The organism is Marinobacter sp. (assembly GCF_048269445.1).
Classification (GTDB): Bacteria; Pseudomonadota; Gammaproteobacteria; order Pseudomonadales; family Oleiphilaceae; genus Marinobacter.
The window spans coordinates 136,026-157,655 of the sequence record NZ_JBLXIQ010000008.1; the positions used below are offsets into that span (position 1 = coordinate 136,026).

Sequence of the window (21,630 nt, forward strand, 5' to 3'; positions counted from 1 at the left end):
CGGGAGAGGCTGTGTCTGACCAGCAGGATTTTGATCTGATTGTTATCGGAGCCGGTTCCGGCGGCGTTCGGCTGGCTCGTATGTCGGCGCAACGAGGCGCCCGGGTTGCCGTGGTGGAATCACGGTACCTGGGAGGTACCTGTGTCAACGTGGGGTGCGTACCCAAGAAACTGTTTGTATACGGTGCCCACGTTCATGATGAGCTGGAAGACGCGGCCGGTTATGGCTGGCAGGTCCCGCTGGATGACGTCCGTTTCGACTGGCCCAAACTGGTCGCCAACAAGAACGCTGAAATTGAGCGCTTGAACGGCATCTACGGCCGGCTACTTGAGAATGCCGGGGTTACCATTATCGAAGGCACCGCCATTCTGTCTGATGCCCATACGGTTGTGGTCGGCGAGACTTCCTTTACGGCGAAACACATTACCGTGGCCACCGGTAGCTGGCCGGTCATTCCTGACGTACCGGGTAAAGAGTGCATTCTTACCTCCAACGAAATGTTCTACCTGCCACAACTGCCCAAACAGGCAGTTGTCTGGGGCGGTGGCTACATAGCCGTTGAGTTCGCCGGTATTTTGGCCGGGCTGGGTGTCGAGACCACGCTCTTGTATCGCGGTGACTTGTTCCTGCGCGGGTTTGATGGTGATGTCCGGCGGTTCACGGAACAGGAAATGCGCAAGAAGGGCATCAACCTGAAGTTCGGCGTAACCATCGAATCGGTCGAAGCTGAAAATGCCCATTACCGGGTACAGCTTAGTAACGGTGACATCATGGAAACCGGTCTGGTTATGGCAGCGACGGGTCGACGGGCTCTGGTCGACGGGTTGGGACTGACCGATCTAGGCGTTCAGCTGAGTGCCTCCGGGCACGTAGTTGTGGATGACCATTTCCAGACCGCCGTTCCCTCAATCACGGCATTGGGTGATGTGATTGGTACGCCACAGCTCACACCGGTGGCTCTGGCGCAAGGCATGGTGCTGTCACGGCGGTTGTTTGGTGATGGTCAGGGCGAAATGGATTATTCCGCCATTCCCACGGCTGTGTTCTGCCAGCCCAACATCGGTACGGTTGGCCTGACCGAGGAAGAGGCCCGCGAAGCAGGGCATCGCCTGCGGATTTACCGCTCAGAATTCCGGCCGATGAAATACACACTCAGCGGACGGGATGAACGGAGCCTGATGAAACTGGTGGTGGACGATGAAACCGACAGGGTGTTGGGTGCCCATATGGTCGGGCCGGATGCCGGTGAGATAACCCAGGGTCTCGCCGTTGCCATCAAGGCCGGAGCCACCAAGGCGCAGTTTGATTCCACGTTGGGGATTCACCCGACATCAGCGGAAGAGTTCGTCACCATGAGAGAACCGGTAGCCTGAGTCGGCCCTTCATCATCCTTGAGTCACTCCGGAATGACCATAAGGCGCCCAGGGAAGGGCACCCCCGCCTCAAAGCTGTACCCATCGGCTCAGTACTTCGCGCAGATTTTCCTTCCGAACCGGCTTGGCCAGATAGTCGTTCATTCCGCTATCAAGGCAGCTCTTTTCGGTGCCTGGCAGTATATCCGCAGTCAGGGCAATAATTGGCGTTCCTGACTGACCGTTGCTCTTCTCCCATTCCCTGATATACCGGGTTGCCTCGTAACCATCCATAACCGGCATCTGGCAGTCCATCAGAATGACGTCGTACCCGTTGTGTTTGGTGGTCACCTTTTCCAACGCCTCCCTGCCATTGCCGGCCGAATCGGTCTGGAAACCAAGCCGGCTGAGCATGGCCGTGGCAACCCGCTGGTTTACCGGGTTGTCTTCCACTACGAGGGCATGGCTGGTCCCGTCTATCGACTCTCGCAGAGGGGTATCGGTGAAATTCGGTTGGGCGCTGGATTTCGCCAGCTCAAAAGGCAGTTCAAACCGGAAGGACGAACCTTTACCAAGGTCAGTCTCCACCTGAATGTGGCCACCCATCAGTTCCACCAGGCGTTGTACCAGAGACAGGCCCAGCCCGGTACCTCCATGCAGCCGGGTGTTTCCGCCGTCGAGCTGTTCAAACGAATTAAAAATGTCTTGCAGGCGCTCCACCGGAATGCCGGAACCGGAATCGCTTACAGAGCAGTTCAGGATGACGCAGTTGTCTTCAAGGGCGAAGTAGCCGGCCTGAATATTGATAAAGCCGTCACCGGTAAACTTGATGGCATTGTCGATCAGCCCGGCGAGCACCTGGCGAAGACGTGCGGGGTCGCCGGTAACCAGTGGGGTGTCGGGCCATTCGCCGTGGAATTTGAGATTCAGTGCCAGGCCCTGTAGCTCGGCCACATGCCTGTAGGTAGCAGTGCAGTTCGAGATGAGTTGTTTGAGGTCAAACTCCTGGGTCTCCAGCTTGAGAGTTCCGCTGTCCATACGGGAGTAATCAAGGATATCGCTGATAACGGTGAGAAGATCCTCGGTGGACTGGCGGGCGGTGGTGAGGTAGTCGCGCTGGCGGTTGCTGAGTGGTTCTTCCTGGATAAGGTCAACCATGCCGAGCACACCATTCAGGGGCGTACGTAACTCATGGCTCATCCTTGCAAGAAACTCGGATTTCACCTGGTTCGCCATTTCTGCCTTTTCGCGAGCGCTTTCAGACGCCGTCAGGGTCTGATCTCTGGCCGTCCGCAGGTCAGCCAGGCGTTTCGCAAGCTGATTTAGTTGCTCCTCAATGGCGACAACTTCCCGGGATGTCTGATGGGTATTCAGCGGTCGTTCCTGGTAATCGCCAGCGGTCAGCTTACCGATACGGCCTGCCAGGTCACGGATCGGAGAGAGAATGGCGCTCAAGAAATGGTTGATGATCAGGACGGTGAACAGAAGCAACGCAACACCGACTGCAGTGGAGGTCCACAAAATGTCCTGGCGTCGGTCCGCCAGCACATCGGTGCTGACACCGACCTGGACAGTCCCCACTCTCAATGAGCCAGAACCAAAGCCATAATCCGGCTCAAACCACTCTGCGGTGCGCCCTGAATCGAGCTCCAGGGGCTGCTGGATAATTTCCGCTTCAAAAATCTGATAGCGTTCCGGATATTCCTGAAAATTCACCGATTCGTGGGCAACGAAACCGATCTGCTCGCCTAGAACATCGGATACCCGGATCCAGTCCGCTCTGCTCTGGTGCAGGGACTGAGAGAGGGTCTGTTCCAGGGCGAGAGTGTTGCCGGATACAACCGCGTACTCTAGAGCTGGGGCCAGACTGTCTGCCAGCATTTGGCTGCTGGCTGATAAGTCGCGACGGGCATCCTCCAGCCGGGCCGATGTGAAAAACACCATTAGCACGAGAAACATGACAACGGCGGGCAGCGCCCCGAGGAGCAAGAGCTTGCGGGACAACGGGCGTTGCGGTCTGGGTGTATTAGTCATCAGACACCTCCCCATTGCCGCTCAGTTGTCGATCCACTCGGGCGGCAATATCCTCCCGGCTGGGCAAGGGGATGTTCAGGGAGCGGGCAACCTGCTTGTTTATTTCAACCCGGAACTCATCCGGGTAAGAGGGCGGAGGGAACTTTCCGGTCTCAAAGTAGGTGTCCAGAAATGAGCTAGCCAACTCAATCATTTCGGGAAACGGTGCATAACTGGAGGCCAGGGATCCCGCCTTTACATAAGCCTGGGTTGGTCCAATGACAATCTGGTTTCGGCGATAGGCGGTCAACAGGATATGTTTGATGGTTCTCGGGTTGTAAATCGCATTGTCCGGCGCGGCCAACACAAAATCACTATACCCGAGCGCCCTTACCAGCGTCGGAATCAGCTTGTCGCTGCTTTCCACCAGGAATATCCGGGCAGCCATCCCGAAGGCCGGGAGTTCATCTATCAATGGTTCATAGAGCTCCACGGAATCTGCCGTTGCCAGTAGGGCGATCTTGGTCGCCTGGGGCAGAATCGCCTTTCCTGTCAACGCCTGGCGGATCAGGGGGACGTCGTAAAGAATGCCCGAAATCTGGCCCGGCGAGCGTTCGGCAAATGTCGAAATAAACGATTTTTCCACCAGCATCGCAAGAACGGGCGCCGAGCGGTTGGCCTGGCGAACCCGAGAGAAGGCGGCCGTTCCGATAGTGATGACCGGGGACTTTTCAATCGTGGCCACCTGATCTTCGGTGACCGGGATGAGGATAATGCTGTCCTCTAGCTGCGCCTTGAGCAGGGTTGACAGGTGCTGATCAAGAGCGTCATTTCCAGAGCCCACCAGATAGACAGTTCTGCCAGCCCCGTTACCCTGTGCATGGGCCCCATGGCAGAATGCCAATAGAAAAAGCCCGAGGCAGAGCAAAGCGATCCCCGTGGTCCGTTTCTTCTTCAACCGGGTTACTGGCTGTGTCATACCGTCCTGGCTCGGGTGCTTTCCATGGTTTTGGTTCAGAAGCGTATTCCGGCCTCAACAAAGAACTGGTTGTGGTCTTCGATTATGTTATCCGGGCTGGTGGCCGGATCCCTCACCAGATAGTGCTGCATTGTTAACGCTAGCTCATAGCTGAATGTTGGCTGGTCAATTCGCCGACTGATCCGAAAATCCGCGCGCTCGAATTGGTCTCGACGAAACTCATCGGTCCAATAGAGCACGGCCGCACCACTGATCCCCATTGGCAACTCCTGAATCCAGGCCACGCTGCCAGAATGCCTTGCCGAGAGCCTGGCGAGCAAATCCACGACATACTCCTGGTCGTCCGGCACCAGTTTGCTGGGATCACCGGTGTATTCGCCCCTCTGATGCAAATAGCCGTAGGTTGCCCTCAGGGTGGTTCCCGCAAGCTCGAGTGAGGTTTCCAGCTCAAAGCCTTCCTGCTCAAGTGCCACGTTGTTGTCGATGAACCAGTCTTCTTCATTAATGACGCCGCTGATCATGTCATCAAGGTCGTCATTGAAGTATCGGACTTCAAGTAAAAATAGGGCACTATCGAGATTGAACTGACCGAAATAGCTTATTTCCCGAGAGGTTATATGCTCTTCTTCAAGCTCCTCGCCAAATGTTGACGGCCGGTCACTGAGGGTTTGAACCAGATCCTCAACCAGAAACCGCTGGTTTTCCAGGGCCTGGAAGGGGGGCTGGACGTTGCGCGCTGTGTAGGACCAGTCCGGGTCCTGCTCAAAGGCATCAGGCGTCCTCACGGCCTTTGAAAAAACGAACCTGAGTGCGTGATTGTTGTTGAAAATGAAGTTCGCTGCCACTCGTGGCGAGAAATAATTTTCATGGGTGGTCGTGGTCGTTTCATAGTTACCGCCCGCGTTCAGGGTAAGCCAGCGGGAGGGGGAGTATTCAAGGTTACCAAAGGCCCGGCCCTGGTAATTATGACCGCGGCCATTAAAGAAGGTCTCTGAACGGTAAGTGTCTTCCCGATAACCGAGCCCGGAGACAAGTTTGAGGTTCGGAGTGAAGATCAGCGTGTCCTGTACCTCGAACTCGAGCCGGGATTCTTCAATGTCTTCGTTCAGGTCCGCCACGAAGGGTCCCTGATTGGTTGGCAGCGACGGAGATCCGGGCGGCAATATCGCTACGAACTCGTTGGCTGGTATCTCGACAGACCAGCGCTGACGTCTTTTCTGATTTTGGTAGCTGACCTGAACATGGTAGAAATGATCATCCGAGACGTTGCCATCGAAGCGAGTCTGGAGGTAATAATCATCCATCACAATGTCCGGGTTTGTGGTGGCACCCAGCTTGCCGGATTTGAACTGGTCCTCCTGGTTTACCCCGTCCACCACGCCAGCTCTGAGTTCAAGTGAATTGTTGCCAGCCAGCTTCAAGATACTGTCATAATTAACGTTGTTGGTGTTGTACCCGTCGTGAAACGGAATTTCTACGCCTCCCTCAACCTGCTTATCAAAGCCGTTCGATTTGCGTTTTTCGTAAGCGAGTCGCCAGCTTCCGTCCTGGTTGGCATCACCGACAGAGGTAAAGGTTCGCAGGTGTCCACGGGAGCCAACGGAGGTATAGGCCTCGACTCCGGCGGTATCAGCGGGCGATCGGGTAATAATATTGATGCTGGCCAGAAAGGCATTGATGCCATAGGCGGCCGAGTTTGGGCCGCGGCTGATTTCAATGCGTTCGATCAGTTCCAGGGCAACGGGCATGGCAATCCAGTCCATATCTGACAGGCTGGCGCGGTAGGCAGTTCGGCCATCTATCTGAATCTGGAGCCGGCGTTGTTCATAATGCACTGTGCCGTGGTAGCTTGTAACAGGCGTATTGCTGCCCACTTCAGCCACAACCATGCCCGGTACAAGCCGAAATACCTCAACGAGGTTCATGACCCCCAGATCCCGGATCATATCGCCGGTAATAATGGTGGTGGTGCCTGGAACTCGGGTTTTGGACTGTCGAAGTCTGGTAGTGGTCAAGACTTCAGGCAGAAGAGTGTCTTCGCTCTGGAACTCGGGAAAGGTTGCAGAAAGAGTTTCATCCCTGTACTCAGCCCGGACAGTTGTCGGAGTGAGGACAGCAATAGCGCAAGCGGAAACTAGGCTTGCAATGAGAGGGCGCTCAATCAGCATTGCAGCCGTTTTAGTCGATAGATGCATGGTTCACGTTCTATAATCTGCCGAGATAAAGGGATAAATCCATCTTATTGTTGAAGTGTATCGTAGGGGACTACAGGCTTTTTGTCTCTCTAAAATGTAATGAATGTCAGGCCCGGGAGTTATAGCTGTATGAATTGTTGGGAAATCCTTGGAATTGAGCCCACTGGCGATCGTCGGAGGATCCAGGATGCGTATGAGCAACAGCTAAAGTTCGCCTCTGACGACGAGGTCCGGCGTCTCGAACAGGCGTTTCGGGAAGCGGTCGGCGATGCCCCGGCGCCTGTGAGGGAACAGCCGGTAGCCGCTCAACCGGCGAATCAGGGCCAGGCTGACGGAGAGGAAGCTGAGCGTCCATTGGATGCCAGCGACGGCCAGGTCGTCCGTGAGGTGGTTATACAGATCAAGGCTCTGCTGAACGATCCTTCCCGAAGCAAGGATGTTGGTATCTGGAAAGCGATCCTGAATGAATCTCCTGCGGATGAGGGGCCCCTGCGCCGCGAGATCGGCCGCAAACTTGAACCCCAGCTGCGGCCAATGGCAGAAAACGGCACGTTTCCCGCTCCCGTTGCCCAGTTTTTGGGGGACTGGTTTAACTGGTTTGGTGTTGAGCAGGTTCAGGATCTGCCGGATGACCGAAACATCCCGGATTCCGAGATGGCGGAAGCGCAGGAAGATCAGCCGCCGCAGATGGTTAATTTCTGGCCTGCAATCATTGGCTGGATTGTGGGCCTGGTTATCCTTGCAGCGTTGTTCGGCGGCATGGGGGGCGGTTAAGGCCGCTGCCCCTGTTATTCCGCTTTTTCTGCGTTCGCCTGTTCGATTTTCTCCCGATACTTCTGCGCAAGGATAGCCCCGACGATCACCTGGATCTGGTTATAGCACATGATCGGCAAAACGATCATCCCGAAGCCCGGGTGGCCGGAGAACAGCACTTTCGCCATGGGCAATCCGGATGCCAGGCTCTTCTTGGAGCCGCAAAACACCACAGCCGCCTCGTCTTCTAGGCTGAAGCCGAATCTCCGCACCAGAAACCTCGCAAACACCATAAACAGCAAGAGCAAGCCCAGACACAACGCGATAGCGAACAGAATCGCCTGCAACGGCAGCTTTTGCCACAGGCCGCTTTCCACCGAGAAGGAAAAGGCCGAGTAGACGATCAGCCAGATGACACACTTATCGTAGCGCGCCATCAGGCGTTCATTCCGGGCCAGATAACCGCCCAGCCAGGGCCGCATGGCGTGGCCAACCGCGAAGGGGAGTAGTAGCTGCAAGACAATGTCTTTCAGCGCTTCGGCCACTGAAAAGTCCGCACCTCCGGAGGTGCTCACCAGCAGCAGAAGCAGGAACGGTGTCAGCATCATGCCGAAGACATTGGACGCGGCGGCGCTGCAGATGGCCGCTGGCACGTTTCCCCGGGCCATGGCCGTATAGGCGATGGAGGAGGAGACTGCAGAGGGCAGCACGCCCAGATACAGAAACCCCAGTCCCAGATCTTTCGGCATCCAGGTTGGAACAATGTCGCTGAGCCCGTTGATGGGTAATACCGCCAGCGGAAAGAAAATAAACGTCAGCGAGGTGATCAGAATGTGCAGGCGCCAGTGGGTAGCCCCGGCAATGATCTGCTCCCGGGACAGTGCCGCCCCGTGGAAGAAGAAGAGTAGGGCAACGGCCACCGTACCCGCCGTCGCCAGAATGGCTGCCGCCTGGCCAGTGGCAGGCAAAAAGGTTGCCAGAACAATGGTGCCGAGCAGCAGCAAGGTAAAGGTATCGATCCTGAATTTCATGGCTCAGGACTCCTGGCGCTTCAGCGCCTGAAGGCTCGGTTTCAACAGCGCCCTGGCAAGGCTCTCTGCCTTGTTTTCATCCTGCCGACGCACGGCAGCCAGCAGCAATTCGTGATCTTCCTGGGAGGGCTCCGGCAGATCGGTGTTGGTTTCGGTTTGCTCGATGGTCTGGCTGACGGCGTGGGAGAAGTAATCGTAGAGCTCAACCAGTGCCGAGTTATGGGAGGCTGCCACCAGGGCATGATGAAACGCCTCGTCATGACGGATCCGGCCCTGCAGGTCGTCACCAGCTTTGGCCCGGGCATCGAGGGCGCCGGTCATGTTCCGCAAATCCTGTTCTGTGCGTCTTGCCGCAGCCAGTTTGGCAGCTTCGGTTTCCAGCATGATGCGAACCTCCAGCTGATCCGCCAGCTGGGTGCGGGCAATCCTGCGGAGGGTTTCGCCGGCATCGCGGGTGGCGCGTACGTAGGTACCGTCTCCCTGGCGAGTCTCCAGCATACCCACATGCACCAACACACGAACCGCTTCGCGGACGGTGTTCCGACTGACGCCGAGTGAGTCTGACAGCTCCGATTCCACCGGCAGACGGGCGCCGACAGACCAGTCACCCTTCTCAATGGCATTTCTGAGGCTTTCAATGGCAGTTTCCACCAGAGAACCTTTGCGGATACGCTCAAGCATGTGTCTATCATCTGTTAAACCGATGAACCAATCATCCTATGAATTAAGCAAAGCTTCAAGTAGCAGGTGCGGGTTTTGGTTCACTGGGCGGGCTGGGACGGATAGATAAACTGGTAATCGGCGGTATCGACCCGCCGGGTGGCGAACCGGTAGGTGAAGGTAAATCCGGGCCAGTTAACGGTATTCCGGCCATTGGCGTCGAGATACCAGGAAGTGCAGCCGGCATTCCAGACAGTGTCTTCAAGCCCGTGCTGCACAACATGGGTGAAACGATCCTGCCTGTCCTGGCGAACGTCCATGGCGGAGCCGGGGTACTTACCGAGCGCCTCCAGACAACCGAGAACATAACGGAACTGAGACTCCAGCATATACAGAATGGAGTTGTGGGCCAGGTTGGTATTGGGACCATACAGCATGAACAAATTGGGAAAGCCGCTGACGGTGATGCCTTTGAAGGCGGCTGCGCCATTTTTCCAGGCGTCGTTCAGGGCTTTCCCGCCGCGTCCGGTTATCCGGATGGGGGAGAGAAACTCAGAGGCGCGGAACCCGGTGCCGCAGATGATGGCATCCACCGGGTGGTGGTGGCCGGCGCGGGTGACCAAACCGGTGTGATCAACATGGTCAATGGGGTCGGTAATCAGATTCACATTCGGGCGGTTAATGGCCGGATACCAATCGTTGGAAATCAGAATGCGCTTACAGCCGATTTTGTAATCGGGGATGATGTGGTTCAGCTTTGCGGGGTCGGTGACCTGCTTGCTGGCTTCCCGTTTTGCCTGCCTGGCATAGAACTCGAGCAATCCGCTGAATCTGGTGAATGCCAGGGCCCGGCTTTCGTTTTTCCAGTAGATCAGATAGCGGTAGATCCGGTCCCAAACGGGTATCTTCTGAAACAGAGTCTGCTCCCAGGGTTTAAACGGGCGGTCCGGCTTGGGCAGCACCCAGGCTGCCGAGCGCTGGAACAGGTCCAGTTGCTTCACTTTGGGGGCAATCTCCGGGACAAACTGGATAGCGCTGGCGCCCGTACCAATCACAGCGACCCGTTTGCCGGTCAGATCGTAGTCGTGATCCCAGCGGGCTGAATGGAACATCTTGCCCTGGAAGAGGTCCAGGCCATTGAGCTTTGGCCAGGCAGGCTGGTTCAACTGGCCGGTCGCCGTAATCACTACGTCGGCTGTCAGCTGCTCTCCGGTCGCCAGCGTGACGGTCCATTGATTGGTGATGTCATCAAAAGCCGCAGCCTGCACTTCCGAATGAAAGCGGATGTGACCAGCAAGCTGGTATTTGGCAACGCAGTGTTCCAGGTATCCCAGGATTTCCTGCTGCAGACCAAACTTCCTGGACCAGTCGTGTTTGGGCTCAAACGAGTAGGAGTAGAGGTGAGACTGCACATCGCAGGCGGCGCCAGGGTAGGTATTGTCACGCCAGGTGCCACCGACGCGGTCGGCCTTTTCCAGCAGTGTCAGGTTGGTGTAGCCCGCCAGTTTCAGTTTTATAGCCATTCCGAGGCCACCGAATCCGGTGCCAATAATCAGAATGGACGGGCGTGCACGTTCGCTGTGCTGGGTCATGGAGGCTTGTCCGTCGTTATTGTTGTGGTCTTTCAGGCTCGAGTATACGGGTGTAACTGGCCCTGATGGATGACATTTTTGGTCAGACTGGCTAGTCAGAACGATCAACCGGGCCCCGGGTAAGGAAATTATCAAACGGCTGTGACAGCAGCTCCCGGAGTGCCGGCGTCTCGAACTGCCGGCGGATGCTGATGGCGTAGAATTCCTCGAAGACGCCGGGCAGGGCACCGTAATCTGCCAACGCTCCGGTTTTCAGTTCGTCCCGCACCACCACCGGCGGCATGATGGCAAAGTGGCCCGTGTCCCTTGTCAGCAGTCGCATCATCGCCATATCGTCCACCTCAGCGGCAATGCTGGGCCGGAGTCTGTGGTATTCGCAGAGCTGATCAAATGCCTGGCGAATGTTGTTGTCCGGCCCGGGAACAATCAGGCTCCGGCCCCTGAGTACGTCGGGGAATTCTCCCTGCATCTCCAGCCCCACGGGGCCGATGATGCTCACGGGCTGTTTCGCGATCAGGCGGGATCGCCAGGGGTTCTGCTCATCCCCCTGTACGGCCTGATTGGAAAGAATCAGATCCAGCCGGTGGGCCGAGAGTCTTCTCAGTAATTCATCGATGTGGCTGCTCTGCAGGCTCAGTTCCAGATCCTCCCGGTTCAGCAAGGGCTGGAGGAATCCCTCCTGGAAGTTTCGTGACAGGGTCGCGACCGCGCCAATTCGAAGCATTTCCCGGTTGGGTTGTGCGCCAGAGGCAAACAGGGCCGACAGCTCCTCACCTTGCCGGAAAATCTCTTCGGCGTAAGAGAAAGCCATGCGCCCGGCCTCGGACAGCTTGAGCCGGCGTCCTTCCCGAATGAACAGATCGTGGCCGAGGCTTTCCTCCAGTTTCCGGATCTGCCCGGAAAGGGCGGACTGGGAGATGTGCAGCGAATCCGCGGCCCGGGTGAGATGGCCGGTACGTGCAACCTTCCAGAAGTAATACAGATGGTGGTAATTGAGTTTCATCATCAACTGTTCTCAAAAACAGAATGAAGTGATCAGTATAAACCATTTTTTATATCGGTCGACCACGGGCAAAGTACTGCCAAACGGAACCGCCAAACAGAAGGTTTGCCCTATGACTCCAATTGCTGAATTTTCTTCGTTACTGGTACTGGCCATCTGGCTGATGCTACCGGTGGCCCTGTTCGGTCTGGCCGGACTGAGCGGCTGGCTGAAAAGCCCTCTGAAGCTGAATCACTGCTGGAATATCGCCGGCTGGCTGATGGTGTTCTCAATGGCCGCGTCTTTACTGGTTGCCACTTTGCTTGTCATCCAGTACGTGCTTGGTGGTGACAGCAACAACCTGGCTACCCTTGGCAGTCGTTTTGGTTTGTACCCCGATGGTATTGCCGTCTGGATGGCCTTGATGGTGGCGTTCGTCGGGTGGGTGATTCTAAGGTTCGCGAACACTTATCTTAGCCAGGATCCCGGCCGAGATCGTTTCTTACCCTGGTTCCTTTTGACTATCGCCTCGGTTCTGGTTCTGGTCTTCACCAATAACCTGCTGATTCTGGCAGGCGCCTGGATTGGTGTCAGCCTGGCTCTGCACCACCTGCTTACCCTTTACCGGGAGCGACCACAGGCTCGAATGGCTGCGGTACAGAAGTTTATTGTCAGCCGCGTCGGTGATGCTCTGGTGATATCCGGCGTGGGTTTGCTGTATCTCCACTACGGCACCTTCAACCTGCCCGAGATGGTGGCGAGTGAGAGCGCTCGCGCAGGCGGCTCGCAGGAGCTGACCATGGCCTCGGTGGTCCTGGCACTGGCGGCCATTCTCAAATGTGCCCAAATCCCTTTCCATGGCTGGCTTATCCGCGTAATGGAGGCACCGACACCGGTTTCCGCTCTATTGCATGCGGGCGTGATCAACCTCGGCGGATTTCTGTGGCTGCGACTGTTTCCGGTCTTCGACGGTTTCACCGCCGGACACCTGATACTTCTCGGGATTGGCGGCCTCACTGCGGTCGTTGCCGTTCTCACCATGATGACCCAGTACTCCGTGAAACATGCCCTGGCCTGGTCCACCTGTGCCCAGATGGGCTTCATGCTGTTTGAAATCGGTATGGGTGCCTACACCCTGGCGCTACTGCATCTGTTGGCGCATTCACTGTATAAGGCCCACTCCTTTCTGGCCTCGGGGCGCACAGTGGTGGTGTCGGCGGCAGGTGTTTTTCCCGAGTCTCCAGTGGCGAGGCGGCTGCTCTGGGCGGGCTCAACCGGGCTGGTCGCAACCCTGATCCTGTTCCAGGCTCCGTGGATAGTTGAGCATAACCTGGTTTTCGGCACTCTGCTGGTACTTGCGGTTTCCGCTGCAGCCATGGGCATACCGGCCGGCGCAACCGCTACCGTAAAACTCAAACTTGCCGGCATGGCGGTGTTTCTGGTTCCGGTCTATTCACTGCTTCATACGCTGGTGGGGCCGGCGGTGCCGGTGCATCAGGGTTTCGCCGTTCCTCCAGCTGGATACGCGATGGGGTTGGTAATGGTGGCCGTTCTGGCTTTGTGTTCCCTGCTGATTATTCTGGGCGCCCGTTTCCGGGCTACCCGGGTGCTCTGCGCCCACTTCCGGCAAGGGCTCTACCTTGAATTGCCGTTTGACCGGCTGACCCGTCAGCTGGCGGCCGAAGCGCTAAGGGTGCCGTCCATGTTTCGTAGGGTTCCCCATCATCCATTCAGACTGGAGGAAAGATCATGACCAATTTATCTGTGTCGGTGCCGGAGTTGCAGGTAATGGATGATGCCTGGCGTGAGTCGTTTCGTAAGGCCTGCGTTCTCATCGCTCCGGTCTGGCCACTGGATCAGTGGATTGCGGTTAACCCGTTCTGGGGGCTCAGGCACCTGCCGGCATCGATGGCAGACCAGGCTCTCCAGGCGCGTGGCGGAATTAATATTCTGATGCCGGCGGACTACTACCGGGAAGCCTGGGAAGGCGGCCGGATCCGGGAAGAGGACCTTCAGGCGAGTCTTGAGGAGCTTGGCGAGGAGGTGGATCTTACGGGGTATCTGGACTGGCTCGGCGGCACGACGAAGACCGCTGGGCCCTTGCAGGGATCTATTCTTGATACCTTTTCAAAAGGCCGGGCCAATTCAGCTGAAATGAGTGAGGAGAGCCTGGCTGAGATTGTTTGCGATCAGGTTTCGAAAACCTGTGGTGCCTTTTTTGACCACCGTCAGGGCCGTTGGTCTGTTACCCGAGGCGGATGCGGCACGAATTTGTTCGGCTTCTGGCTTGAGTCGGTTCGCGAGGATCGTTCGCTGGACTTTAGAACCGGTCTGCCCGGTGTCCGAGCGTTTTTCAAATCCGTGCCGGAAACCATGGATGAGGCGATTGCGGAGTCAATCAAGGCGATAAGGGGGTCTGATCAGGAACTGGAGGCTCTTTTCCACAGTCTGTTGCTTCGGGTAAACGGCTGGGCCTCCTGGTGCCGTGGAGAGGACTGGCGCGCTGACCTGGAGGGCACGTCGTCTGATCGCTGCGCAGAACTGCTTGCCATCATGCTGGTCTGGGAGTCCCTCGGCGTTGGCTTTGCCTCTTCGCCCCAGAGAGCCGACTGGCAGAAACAGAGAACCCGGGCGTGCCGTGCCAGCGACCATAACAATCGGAGCAGGCTCTGGGTATGGCAGCGTGCATTTGAGCTCGGTTATCAGCGCACTCTTTGGCAGTCGCTAGGATTCGAACCGGGGGCGGGGATGGTTTCGGTCCCGGTTCCAGCAAGCGGGACGCCGGAAGTCCAGGCCGTGTTCTGTATCGATGTCCGGTCTGAAGTGATGCGCAGGCATCTGGAAGACGTGTATCCGGGCATGCAGACATTGGGCTTTGCAGGTTTTTTTGGAATGCCCATTGCGCACCAGGAACACGGGCCGTTCGCGCCTGTCCGGCGTCTGCCCGGGCTGTTGCCAGCGCCATACCGGCTGATCGATACCAATGGCAATGCACGGGAAGATCTCGCTGAAAACAGGGCCATTGATCAGAAGGAAATTGCTCGTGAATCGGTGAGGAAGGCGAAATACAGCAGTCTTTCAACATTCACCCTGGTGGAAACGACCGGGCTCGCGTGGGCCTGGAAATTGCTGAAGGATAGCTTGAAGCGTGGCCAGCACAGCAGGGGTGAACAGTGTTGTGAAGGGCGGTTGGTTCATAACCACGGCGGCGACCCGCTTTCAGATTCGGAAAAGGTAACGCTGGTTGAGAACATGCTTCGGGGCATGTCGTTAACCGGTGGTTTTGCGCCCTTGCTGGTGTTTGTGGGCCATGGCAGCCACACCGATAACAATCCGAACCAGGCCGGCCTGGATTGCGGCGCCTGTGGCGGGCAGAGTGGCGGTGTAAACGCGCGCCTTGCTGCTCGCCTGGTCAACGAGCCTCAGGTTCGGGTAGGGCTGGCCGCCCGGGGCATCAGGATTCCCGACTACACCTGGGCCATCGCGGCTGAGCATTGCACAGCGACAGACAAGGTGACCATTGCAGATCGCCATCTGGTTCCGGACTCCCACATCCAGAAGCTGGCGGATTTGGAGGCCGGGTTTGAGGCGGCGGGTGTTCGGGTTCGCAAGGAGCGGGCAACGCCACTGAAACTGAATGGGTTGGGTGATGCCCAGCTGGAAGAGGCCATGGAGACCCGAACCAGAGACTGGTCGGAAGTGAGGCCCGAGTGGGGGCTGGCGAACAATGCGGCCATCATTTTTGCCAAACGGGCAAGAACCCGTGGCAGGAACCTTGCAGGGCGGGTCTTTCTGCACGATTACGATCCCGCCCGGGATGGCGATGGCAGCCTTCTGGAAGGATTGCTTGCAGCTCCCATGATCGTCGCCAACTGGATTAACCTCCAGTACTTTGCCTCGGTAACGGTTCCGGAAGTGTATGGCTCAGGGAACAAGCTGCTGCACTCAGTCGTTGGCGGCAATGTCGGCGTGGTTGAGGGTAATGGTTCGCATCTGAGGATCGGCCTGCCCCTGCAATCGGTGCACGACGGAACCTACTGGCGCCACGAACCGGTTCGGCTGACAGTGCTGATTGATGCCCCGGCGGAGCGTATTGAATCCGTGATTCGACGACAGCCTGATGTGGCGGCCTTGGTGGAGAATCAGTGGGTCTGTCTGTGCCGGCTGTCTGAGAATGGCGCAGAGCGTTACTGCAATGGGGTGTGGAAGAGTGTGGTGTGAGGCAGGGCGGCCTCTACCGGCCGCCCCTGGCTCTTATTCCTGCTCCGCGTTAAGCAGATCGGGCTTTTTGAGCGATTTCTGAAACAGATCCTTTTCTTCAGCGATGGCCATGGCGCAGCGTTCAGCCAGGTCATCGCCAAGGCCCTCAACCTTACGGCTGAGAAATACCTGAATCTCTTCGGCCAGCTCCAGAACCTTGTCCCGGGCATCGGCTTCGGCTTTTGAGGTGAACAGCATCGTATCAGGATGTTTCAGTGCCATATCCAGGCCGTCCCTATCGGAAAAGTAGACTGCTTGTACTGCCATGGTCATTCCTCGCAGTGAGCGTTATTAGTACTGTATAAAAACACAGTCTATCCGACAGGGGGCAGTCAACACAATGGCGATCGGGCTTCAGCGGTTGCTGAAGCCCGGAACGGCAGGGTACGGGAAGGGGAAATCAGTATCTCAGCAGTGCCGAACCCCAGGTGAATCCACCACCGAAGGCCTCCAGCAGGATCACTTCATTGCGCTTGATTCGTCCATCGCGCACGGCGACATCCAGAGCGAGGGGGATCGAAGCGGCAGAGGTGTTGCCATGCTGGCCGACAGTCACCACCACCTGATCCATGGACATGTTCAGTTTTCTGGCAGTGGCCGAGATGATTCGCAGGTTGGCCTGGTGGGGCACCAGCCAGTCAATATCCGATTTTTGCATCTTGTTGGCTTCGAGGGTTTCGTCAACGATCTTACCGAGGGTGTTCACCGCCACCTTGAACACTTCGTTGCCCTTCATTTCCACAAACGCGCGCCCGGCTTTGACCTGGTCATAACCATGCGCAATGCCGCAGGGCACATGAAGTAACTCTTCATATTGGCCGTCGGCATGGATATGTGTGGAGAGAATGCCGGTTTCCTCGTCGGCTTCCAGGATCACCGCGCCGGCACCGTCCCCGAAGAGCACACAGGTGCCACGATCTTCCCAGTTGATGATGCGGGAGAACACCTCGGCACCGATGACCAGCGCCTTTTTGCTGCTGCCGGTTTTAATGAACTTCTCAGCGGTTGCCAGCGCATAGACAAAACCGCTGCAGACGGCCTGAATATCGAAAGCCGGGCAGCCATGGATTCCAAGCCGGGCCTGAAGAATACAGGCGCAGCTGGGAAATATTTTGTCAGGCGTTGAGGTGGCGAACACAATCAGATCAATGTCTTGAGCGTCGATTCCAGCGGCTTCAATGGCGTTCCGCGCGGCCTGCTCGGCGAGGTCGACCGTGGTCTGGCCCTCAATGGCAATGTGCCGTTGTTCGATCCCTGTACGCTCGCGAATCCACTGGTCTGTTGTATCGACCATCTTCTCAAGGTCTTTATTGGTAACGATATTGTCTGGCAGGTAAGAGCCGGTGCCGGTAATTCGTGCAAAGGTCATTCGCGAGTGTCCCGAGGCGTAACTGGATTAACGTCCTTCCATGCTATACCCATGCAACGTCGTGCGTAATTAGCGATTTGTCAAAGAAGCCCAGAAACTGGCAGGCTCGTCTATGCTGAATGTGATCAGCTTTGATCGACACGATGCATAACTCTGCACAGAAGAGGAGAGCAAGACGATGGGCATTTCCAGCCATGAGCTTCACAAAGAATTTCCCCAGTACAGCGACCTTATTGACGAGCTAAAGACCAGCGACCCGAGGTTTGATGAAAAATTCCGGGAATACGCTGAGCTGGATCAGGAAATAGAGGGGCTGGAAAAGAGGGATTCGCCCATCAGTGACGACAAACTGCACCGCATGAAACAGAAGCGCGCCCAGCTAAAAGATGCTCTTTACCAGACGCTGGTTTCAAACGGTAAGTCATCATAAATACACAATGAAGGTGTAACCTGAATTTCACGGAAAAATGCTGAGAGACCGCGTGTGTACGGGTTTCCAAGTATTTAGATAACTCCTCGTCAACTCTAAAATAGGATCCTACTTAAACAAGGTCCCGGTTTTGAACGACCGACATTTTGCGTTGACTCAGGAGTATAGAAATGAAAAGAGCAGCTTCTCTTTATAAAGGCTGGCGGATGAAGCGTAACTTCATTCACCTGGTTATGACTATGGATCGTCATTTGCTGAACGACGTCGGGTTTTCCCCCGAAATGGTTGAACAGAAACTGAGTACACCTTTCTGGAAATATTGATCCGGAAGAACTGACCGGCAATTACACCGGTAACTTGCTGAACTGGTGAGAAAATCACCAGTTCAGGGTTTACGCAATGTCACAAAAATGAAATATGCCATTGTTCTTAAAGTGTTTTTATCTCGAAAAAGTATAAGAAAGTTGATCTGAATCTGTATTTTCCATGAGCGGTTCAGTCTATAGTTTGGCTACCTCCAGAACCCCAACGGTTCACCCTGAAAGGAGAGCTCGACGATGATCCAGGAATTCCTGAAAAGCACCTTACCTTTAGACTCTTCCGTTACCCTCAAACGTTCTGAGATTGTCCCTGATAGCGAAATTGCAGTTGCCCGGAGCGAGGCGTTTGAAATCGTTTCCGACGCAGGTGAAACCGTAGGCTTCGTGAAGGCCTGGGAAGAAGACCCCAGTTTCCGCGGCTACGTTCATTTCGACTCGGATGGCAACGTAGTCGACTGGAAGGTTTTCAAGGACCGGCTGCAGAGCTGACGCTCACATCAGCCAGCCATCCCACCAAAGAAATCAAACCTGGAACCGGCGAACCAGGCTGTCCATCTCTTCGGCCATACCGGCAAGTGCCTTGCTTGAGTGATTGACGTGGGAAATGTCGCCAGTCAGTTCATCGATGGCACCACTACTGGCTTCAACGTTCTGAGTCATTTCAGCGGCGGTCGCCCGTTGTTGCTCGGTGGCACTGGCAATCTGTGTCGTCATGTCCACAATGCGGTTTACTGCTGCCAGAATGTCCGACAGCGCCGTCCCGGACTTGCCGGCTTCTTCGCTGGCCTCCTCAGCCATCTGTCTGGCCTTGCTCATATCAACCACGGCCCCCGCGGCACCGCTCTGGAGATTCGATACAATCCGCTCAATATCGACCGTGGAATCCTGAACCCGCTTGGCGAGGCCGCGCACTTCGTCTGCAACCACGGCAAATCCCCGTCCGGCTTCACCCGCCCGGGCGGCTTCAATGGCGGCGTTAAGGGCCAGGAGGTTGGTTTGCCCTGCGATGCTCTGTATCACTTCGAGAACCCCACCAATTTCACCGGATTCCTGTTCCAGACGTTGAATGCGTGTGGAGCCCTCTTGAACCTGTTCCGCAAGCCGGGTTACCGACTGAATGGCATTGGTCACGGTTGCCTGACCGGTATCGACCAGTTTCGCTGCCTGCCGGGCAGATTCATCCGTATCGTTGGTATTGGAAGCAATTTCATCGGATGTGGACACCATTTCCTGCATCGCCGCTGATACCTGGGTAATCTGATCTCTTTGCTGCTCGGAATTCGTCGTCGTCCTGTCGGTAATGCCGGACAGGGACTCGGATTCGTTGGTTAACCCGCGGGATGCCGTGGCGATCTTTGAGATTATTTCCTCGAGGGTCGCGAGAAACGAATTGACGGCTGAAATGAAATCCCCGATTTCATCAGGCCGGCCTTTGGTGAGCCGGGTTGAGACGTTGCCTCGACTGTTGCCAATGTCTTCCAGGTATCCGAGAATTTCCGCGCGAGCGCGTTTCACGCCAGCGGCCATAATCCGGCTAAAGAGGAAGGCAACCACCAGCCCCAGCACCACAGAGGTTGTGAAGGCAAGCAAGGTAAAGCGAAGGGCAGTGTCGGTTTCTGATTCTGCCTGATCTGCCACGGCTTCCAGCGCAACAAAGACCTTTTGCTCCAGGTCCCTGGCCAGTTGCGTGATTTCGGGACCCAGAACATCCAGTTGTTCTGTTTTTATTCTGTTCATGGTGCTTTGATGAAGCAGGAGATCGTTCACTGAGGCCTGATATTTTTCCAGCGCTTCAATGGCCGTATCGAGGTATTGGCGAATGAAATCGGGCACTGCATCCATATCAAGAAAGGACAGGGCAATTGATACATCCTCCATGGCATAACTCAACGCTTTCTCGGAGTTTTCCGTGCCATCGGCAAAATATCGCTGGGTTGCCATTCGCATCAGGAGCGTGTCGTGGATCATCTGCTCAAGCGCGACCCGGAGCGGACTGTCCGGCTCCCGGTTTGTGATGCCGTCTATGGCTCTGCGTAAGGCTTCGGAGGCAGCCGGGCCGTATTGGTCCAGTTCCTCGGCAACAATTCGCTGTACCTGCTGTTTGGCGGGCACCAGCTCTTCTTTGAAGATGCTAACGTACCGGGAAGTGGCCTGCTCGATTTCCTTGACCAGCCGGGTGCGTTCCGGGGCCTGGATGTTTGCCTGAGCGTCTGCTAAATCGTTGAGAAATTCGGACTCGAGCTGGTCAAGACGGGACAGGAGTTCCTGGTTACCGGTGGCGTAATAGTCGAAAACCCAAAGTCTCAATCGGTAAAGGTTGATGAGAACACCTGTGGCAACTGCCGTTTCCGGAGCCAGGTCTCTGGCGACCGTGCCCATTCGACTATCCAGGCTCCGGAACTCGCGAACACTGTAAAAGGTGACAAGCGCAAACAGCAGCAGGATAAACACCGGTGCGATCAGCAGTTTGCCGCGCACGCCGAGCCGACGCTCAATAGATTCAAAAATGGTGGCAGTCACTGTACAACCTCTTCGAAAGTGCCCAATAGTTCAGTTAACGACCGAGCGTGGATTGTCTGGAGTAAAACGTCGCGATTTAGTCAACAAAGTTCGCCTGGCTGGCGATCAGTGGCGATAAATCCAGGTTCCAGTGTTTCAATCCACTTTCGCTGTACACGTAGTGGCCACTCAGGGACTTGAGCTGGGGTATGCGGTTGGGCTTGACTCCGTTCAGGATCAGGGAGGCGAGGCGGGCCGCGGTAAGGCCCTCCTGGTGAGCGGAAATAGTGAATCCCCCGATGCTTTGTTCCTCGCCGATGAAAATATCCCAAAATGAAAAGATCGGAATCCGGGTGCGGGTAAATGCCTCGGTCATTAGTTCTTTTGGCGTGGTGTAGTTATTCGCCTTGTCGCGAATGGTGTGGTGAGTGCCCACCACTATGGCATCGTAGGTTTCGTGCGCATTGAAAACGCTTTGCAACCAGGTGTCCTTGTCGTTGGTAAGCACAATATCCAGTTGCGAGCCAAAAAGGGTGGCTTGTCTTTTGTCACCGAAGTATTCATTGACGGCATTGCGCATGGTTGGTGAATCGTCCATCAACACCAGAAAATGCTCTTTCTGACTGAGTACTTTCCTCAGATGGCGGATACTTTCCGCGAAAAAAGGCCGTTCCAGTATGCCGGTGACCAGGGGATGTCCGAGAACAGGGTGCTGCGCGACACCGCCGTTAACACCGAGGAAGACAACGGGAATATTCTTTTCAACCAGATGTGCGGCCATTAATGAAAAGGCGTTGTCATCACCCAGAATGGCGACGTCCGGATTTATTTTCGCAATGGCTTGTTGTGTGGTTTCGACTTTCTGAGGCCACTGCGCCTTGGGCAGGCGTTTGGTGTCAAGCTCAAGAACGTGAATGTCATGATCGTCGCCAAGGACGGACTGAACGGCAGCGATGTAATCCGCATCCCATTTGTACTCGATGTTATAGCTTTGGATGATAACAACGGTTTTACTGAAACAAAGAGGGCTTACCAGCAAAAGAGCCAGAAGGAGAAGACGCATAGTTATTCCTTATTATTATCCGAGCAAAGGTGAAAAACAGCATTCTTAACGAGTTGTTTTTCAGGCAGTTTTTATAGTTATTACTGTGACTATTTCCTATACAGAAACCGTGCCAAGAACATAGGATACTGT

The 21,630-nt window shown here is 55.9% G+C and carries 18 protein-coding genes; 7 read left to right on the forward strand and 11 right to left on the reverse strand.

The genetic code is table 11. The features are described from left to right. The first annotated feature begins 11 nt into the window (after nt 1-11). Nucleotides 12-1,373, forward strand: coding sequence for a glutathione-disulfide reductase (gorA, locus tag ACN0XM_RS16740; protein ID WP_417568076.1), 1,362 nt, complete (start codon nt 12-14; stop codon nt 1,371-1,373). A 69-nt stretch (nt 1,374-1,442) separates the two neighbouring features. On the opposite strand, the gene ACN0XM_RS16745 is transcribed toward gorA, so the two are convergent. Genes ACN0XM_RS16745 through ACN0XM_RS16755 form a run of 3 tightly spaced genes read right to left on the reverse strand, consistent with a single transcriptional unit; the run spans nt 1,443 to nt 6,359 of the window. Continuing rightward, complete coding sequence (locus ACN0XM_RS16745; RefSeq protein ID WP_417568077.1) at nt 1,443-3,386, reverse strand: ATP-binding protein; 1,944 nt, start codon at nt 3,384-3,386, stop codon at nt 1,443-1,445. Next, on the reverse strand, nt 3,379-4,344 hold the full coding sequence (locus ACN0XM_RS16750) for an ABC transporter substrate-binding protein (protein WP_417568078.1): 966 nt from the start codon (nt 4,342-4,344) through the stop codon (nt 3,379-3,381). Before ACN0XM_RS16750 ends, ACN0XM_RS16745 begins: the two co-directional genes overlap by 8 nt. Nucleotides 4,345-4,379: 35 nt before the next feature. Continuing rightward, entirely contained in the window at nt 4,380-6,359 is a 1,980-nt protein-coding gene (locus ACN0XM_RS16755; protein ID WP_417568079.1) for a TonB-dependent receptor plug domain-containing protein, read from the reverse strand. A 309-nt stretch (nt 6,360-6,668) separates the two neighbouring features. Here ACN0XM_RS16755 and ACN0XM_RS16760 point away from each other — a divergent pair, with 309 nt between their 5' ends. Next, nucleotides 6,669-7,313, forward strand: coding sequence for a J domain-containing protein (locus ACN0XM_RS16760; RefSeq protein WP_417568080.1), 645 nt, complete (start codon nt 6,669-6,671; stop codon nt 7,311-7,313). Between the two features lie 14 nt (nt 7,314-7,327). Here ACN0XM_RS16760 and ACN0XM_RS16765 read toward each other — a convergent pair whose 3' ends face one another. The 4 genes from ACN0XM_RS16765 to ACN0XM_RS16780 all read right to left on the reverse strand — a co-directional run bounded on the left by ACN0XM_RS16765 (nt 7,328) and on the right by ACN0XM_RS16780 (nt 11,578). Next, entirely contained in the window at nt 7,328-8,323 is a 996-nt protein-coding gene (locus ACN0XM_RS16765) for a bile acid:sodium symporter family protein (protein WP_417568081.1), read from the reverse strand. 3 nt (nt 8,324-8,326) lie between these two features. Beyond that, a complete protein-coding gene (locus ACN0XM_RS16770; protein ID WP_417568082.1) occupies nt 8,327-9,004 on the reverse strand; it encodes a FadR/GntR family transcriptional regulator in 678 nt (225 codons plus the stop codon). Nucleotides 9,005-9,084: 80 nt separating this feature from the next. Then, nucleotides 9,085-10,575 (reverse strand): flavin-containing monooxygenase, encoded by a 1,491-nt coding sequence (locus ACN0XM_RS16775; RefSeq protein WP_417568083.1) that lies wholly within the window; start codon nt 10,573-10,575, stop codon nt 9,085-9,087. 91 nt (nt 10,576-10,666) lie between these two features. Further along, nucleotides 10,667-11,578 (reverse strand): LysR family transcriptional regulator, encoded by a 912-nt coding sequence (locus tag ACN0XM_RS16780; RefSeq protein ID WP_417568148.1) that lies wholly within the window; start codon nt 11,576-11,578, stop codon nt 10,667-10,669. 112 nt (nt 11,579-11,690) lie between these two features. On the opposite strand from ACN0XM_RS16780, the gene ACN0XM_RS16785 reads away from it, so the two are divergent. Continuing rightward, entirely contained in the window at nt 11,691-13,310 is a 1,620-nt protein-coding gene (locus tag ACN0XM_RS16785; RefSeq protein ID WP_417568084.1) for an NADH-quinone oxidoreductase subunit L, read from the forward strand. After that, nucleotides 13,307-15,778 (forward strand): YbcC family protein, encoded by a 2,472-nt coding sequence (locus ACN0XM_RS16790; protein WP_417568085.1) that lies wholly within the window; start codon nt 13,307-13,309, stop codon nt 15,776-15,778. Before ACN0XM_RS16785 ends, ACN0XM_RS16790 begins: the two co-directional genes overlap by 4 nt. A gap of 33 nt (nt 15,779-15,811) precedes the next feature. Here ACN0XM_RS16790 and ACN0XM_RS16795 read toward each other — a convergent pair whose 3' ends face one another. After that, nucleotides 15,812-16,084 carry a YebG family protein gene (locus ACN0XM_RS16795; protein ID WP_417568086.1) on the reverse strand — a complete coding sequence of 91 codons (273 nt, stop codon included), beginning with the start codon at nt 16,082-16,084 and terminating at the stop codon, nt 15,812-15,814. Between the two features lie 133 nt (nt 16,085-16,217). Beyond that, on the reverse strand, nt 16,218-17,186 hold the full coding sequence (locus ACN0XM_RS16800; protein ID WP_417568087.1) for a beta-ketoacyl-ACP synthase III: 969 nt from the start codon (nt 17,184-17,186) through the stop codon (nt 16,218-16,220). A 178-nt stretch (nt 17,187-17,364) separates the two neighbouring features. Here ACN0XM_RS16800 and ACN0XM_RS16805 point away from each other — a divergent pair, with 178 nt between their 5' ends. From ACN0XM_RS16805 to ACN0XM_RS16815, 3 genes are all read left to right on the forward strand, one after another. Continuing rightward, nucleotides 17,365-17,616, forward strand: coding sequence for a YdcH family protein (locus tag ACN0XM_RS16805; protein ID WP_417568088.1), 252 nt, complete (start codon nt 17,365-17,367; stop codon nt 17,614-17,616). A 170-nt stretch (nt 17,617-17,786) separates the two neighbouring features. Further along, the gene (locus tag ACN0XM_RS16810; protein WP_417568089.1) at nt 17,787-17,939 is read left to right on the forward strand and encodes a hypothetical protein; all 153 of its coding nucleotides are present in this window, start codon (nt 17,787-17,789) and stop codon (nt 17,937-17,939) included. A gap of 234 nt (nt 17,940-18,173) precedes the next feature. Next, nucleotides 18,174-18,425 (forward strand): hypothetical protein, encoded by a 252-nt coding sequence (locus tag ACN0XM_RS16815; RefSeq protein ID WP_417568090.1) that lies wholly within the window; start codon nt 18,174-18,176, stop codon nt 18,423-18,425. 33 nt (nt 18,426-18,458) lie between these two features. Here ACN0XM_RS16815 and ACN0XM_RS16820 read toward each other — a convergent pair whose 3' ends face one another. After that, nucleotides 18,459-20,456, reverse strand: coding sequence for a methyl-accepting chemotaxis protein (locus ACN0XM_RS16820; protein ID WP_417568091.1), 1,998 nt, complete (start codon nt 20,454-20,456; stop codon nt 18,459-18,461). Between the two features lie 76 nt (nt 20,457-20,532). Further along, entirely contained in the window at nt 20,533-21,498 is a 966-nt protein-coding gene (locus tag ACN0XM_RS16825) for an ABC transporter substrate-binding protein (protein ID WP_417568092.1), read from the reverse strand. Between the last annotated feature and the right edge of the window lie 132 nt (nt 21,499-21,630).

Coding starts and splice junctions, on each gene's coding strand:
- ACN0XM_RS16745 (WP_417568077.1), bottom strand. CDS start 3,386: ATGACTAATACACCCAGACCGCAACGCCCGTTGTCCCGCAAGCTCTTG.
- ACN0XM_RS16750 (WP_417568078.1), bottom strand. CDS start 4,344: ATGACACAGCCAGTAACCCGGTTGAAGAAGAAACGGACCACGGGGATC.
- ACN0XM_RS16760 (WP_417568080.1), top strand. CDS start 6,669: ATGAATTGTTGGGAAATCCTTGGAATTGAGCCCACTGGCGATCGTCGG.
- ACN0XM_RS16765 (WP_417568081.1), bottom strand. CDS start 8,323: ATGAAATTCAGGATCGATACCTTTACCTTGCTGCTGCTCGGCACCATT.
- ACN0XM_RS16770 (WP_417568082.1), bottom strand. CDS start 9,004: ATGCTTGAGCGTATCCGCAAAGGTTCTCTGGTGGAAACTGCCATTGAA.
- ACN0XM_RS16775 (WP_417568083.1), bottom strand. CDS start 10,575: ATGACCCAGCACAGCGAACGTGCACGCCCGTCCATTCTGATTATTGGC.
- ACN0XM_RS16780 (WP_417568148.1), bottom strand. CDS start 11,578: ATGAAACTCAATTACCACCATCTGTATTACTTCTGGAAGGTTGCACGT.
- ACN0XM_RS16785 (WP_417568084.1), top strand. CDS start 11,691: ATGACTCCAATTGCTGAATTTTCTTCGTTACTGGTACTGGCCATCTGG.
- ACN0XM_RS16790 (WP_417568085.1), top strand. CDS start 13,307: ATGACCAATTTATCTGTGTCGGTGCCGGAGTTGCAGGTAATGGATGAT.
- ACN0XM_RS16795 (WP_417568086.1), bottom strand. CDS start 16,084: ATGGCAGTACAAGCAGTCTACTTTTCCGATAGGGACGGCCTGGATATG.
- ACN0XM_RS16800 (WP_417568087.1), bottom strand. CDS start 17,186: ATGACCTTTGCACGAATTACCGGCACCGGCTCTTACCTGCCAGACAAT.
- ACN0XM_RS16805 (WP_417568088.1), top strand. CDS start 17,365: ATGGGCATTTCCAGCCATGAGCTTCACAAAGAATTTCCCCAGTACAGC.
- ACN0XM_RS16810 (WP_417568089.1), top strand. CDS start 17,787: ATGAAAAGAGCAGCTTCTCTTTATAAAGGCTGGCGGATGAAGCGTAAC.
- ACN0XM_RS16815 (WP_417568090.1), top strand. CDS start 18,174: ATGATCCAGGAATTCCTGAAAAGCACCTTACCTTTAGACTCTTCCGTT.
- ACN0XM_RS16825 (WP_417568092.1), bottom strand. CDS start 21,498: ATGCGTCTTCTCCTTCTGGCTCTTTTGCTGGTAAGCCCTCTTTGTTTC.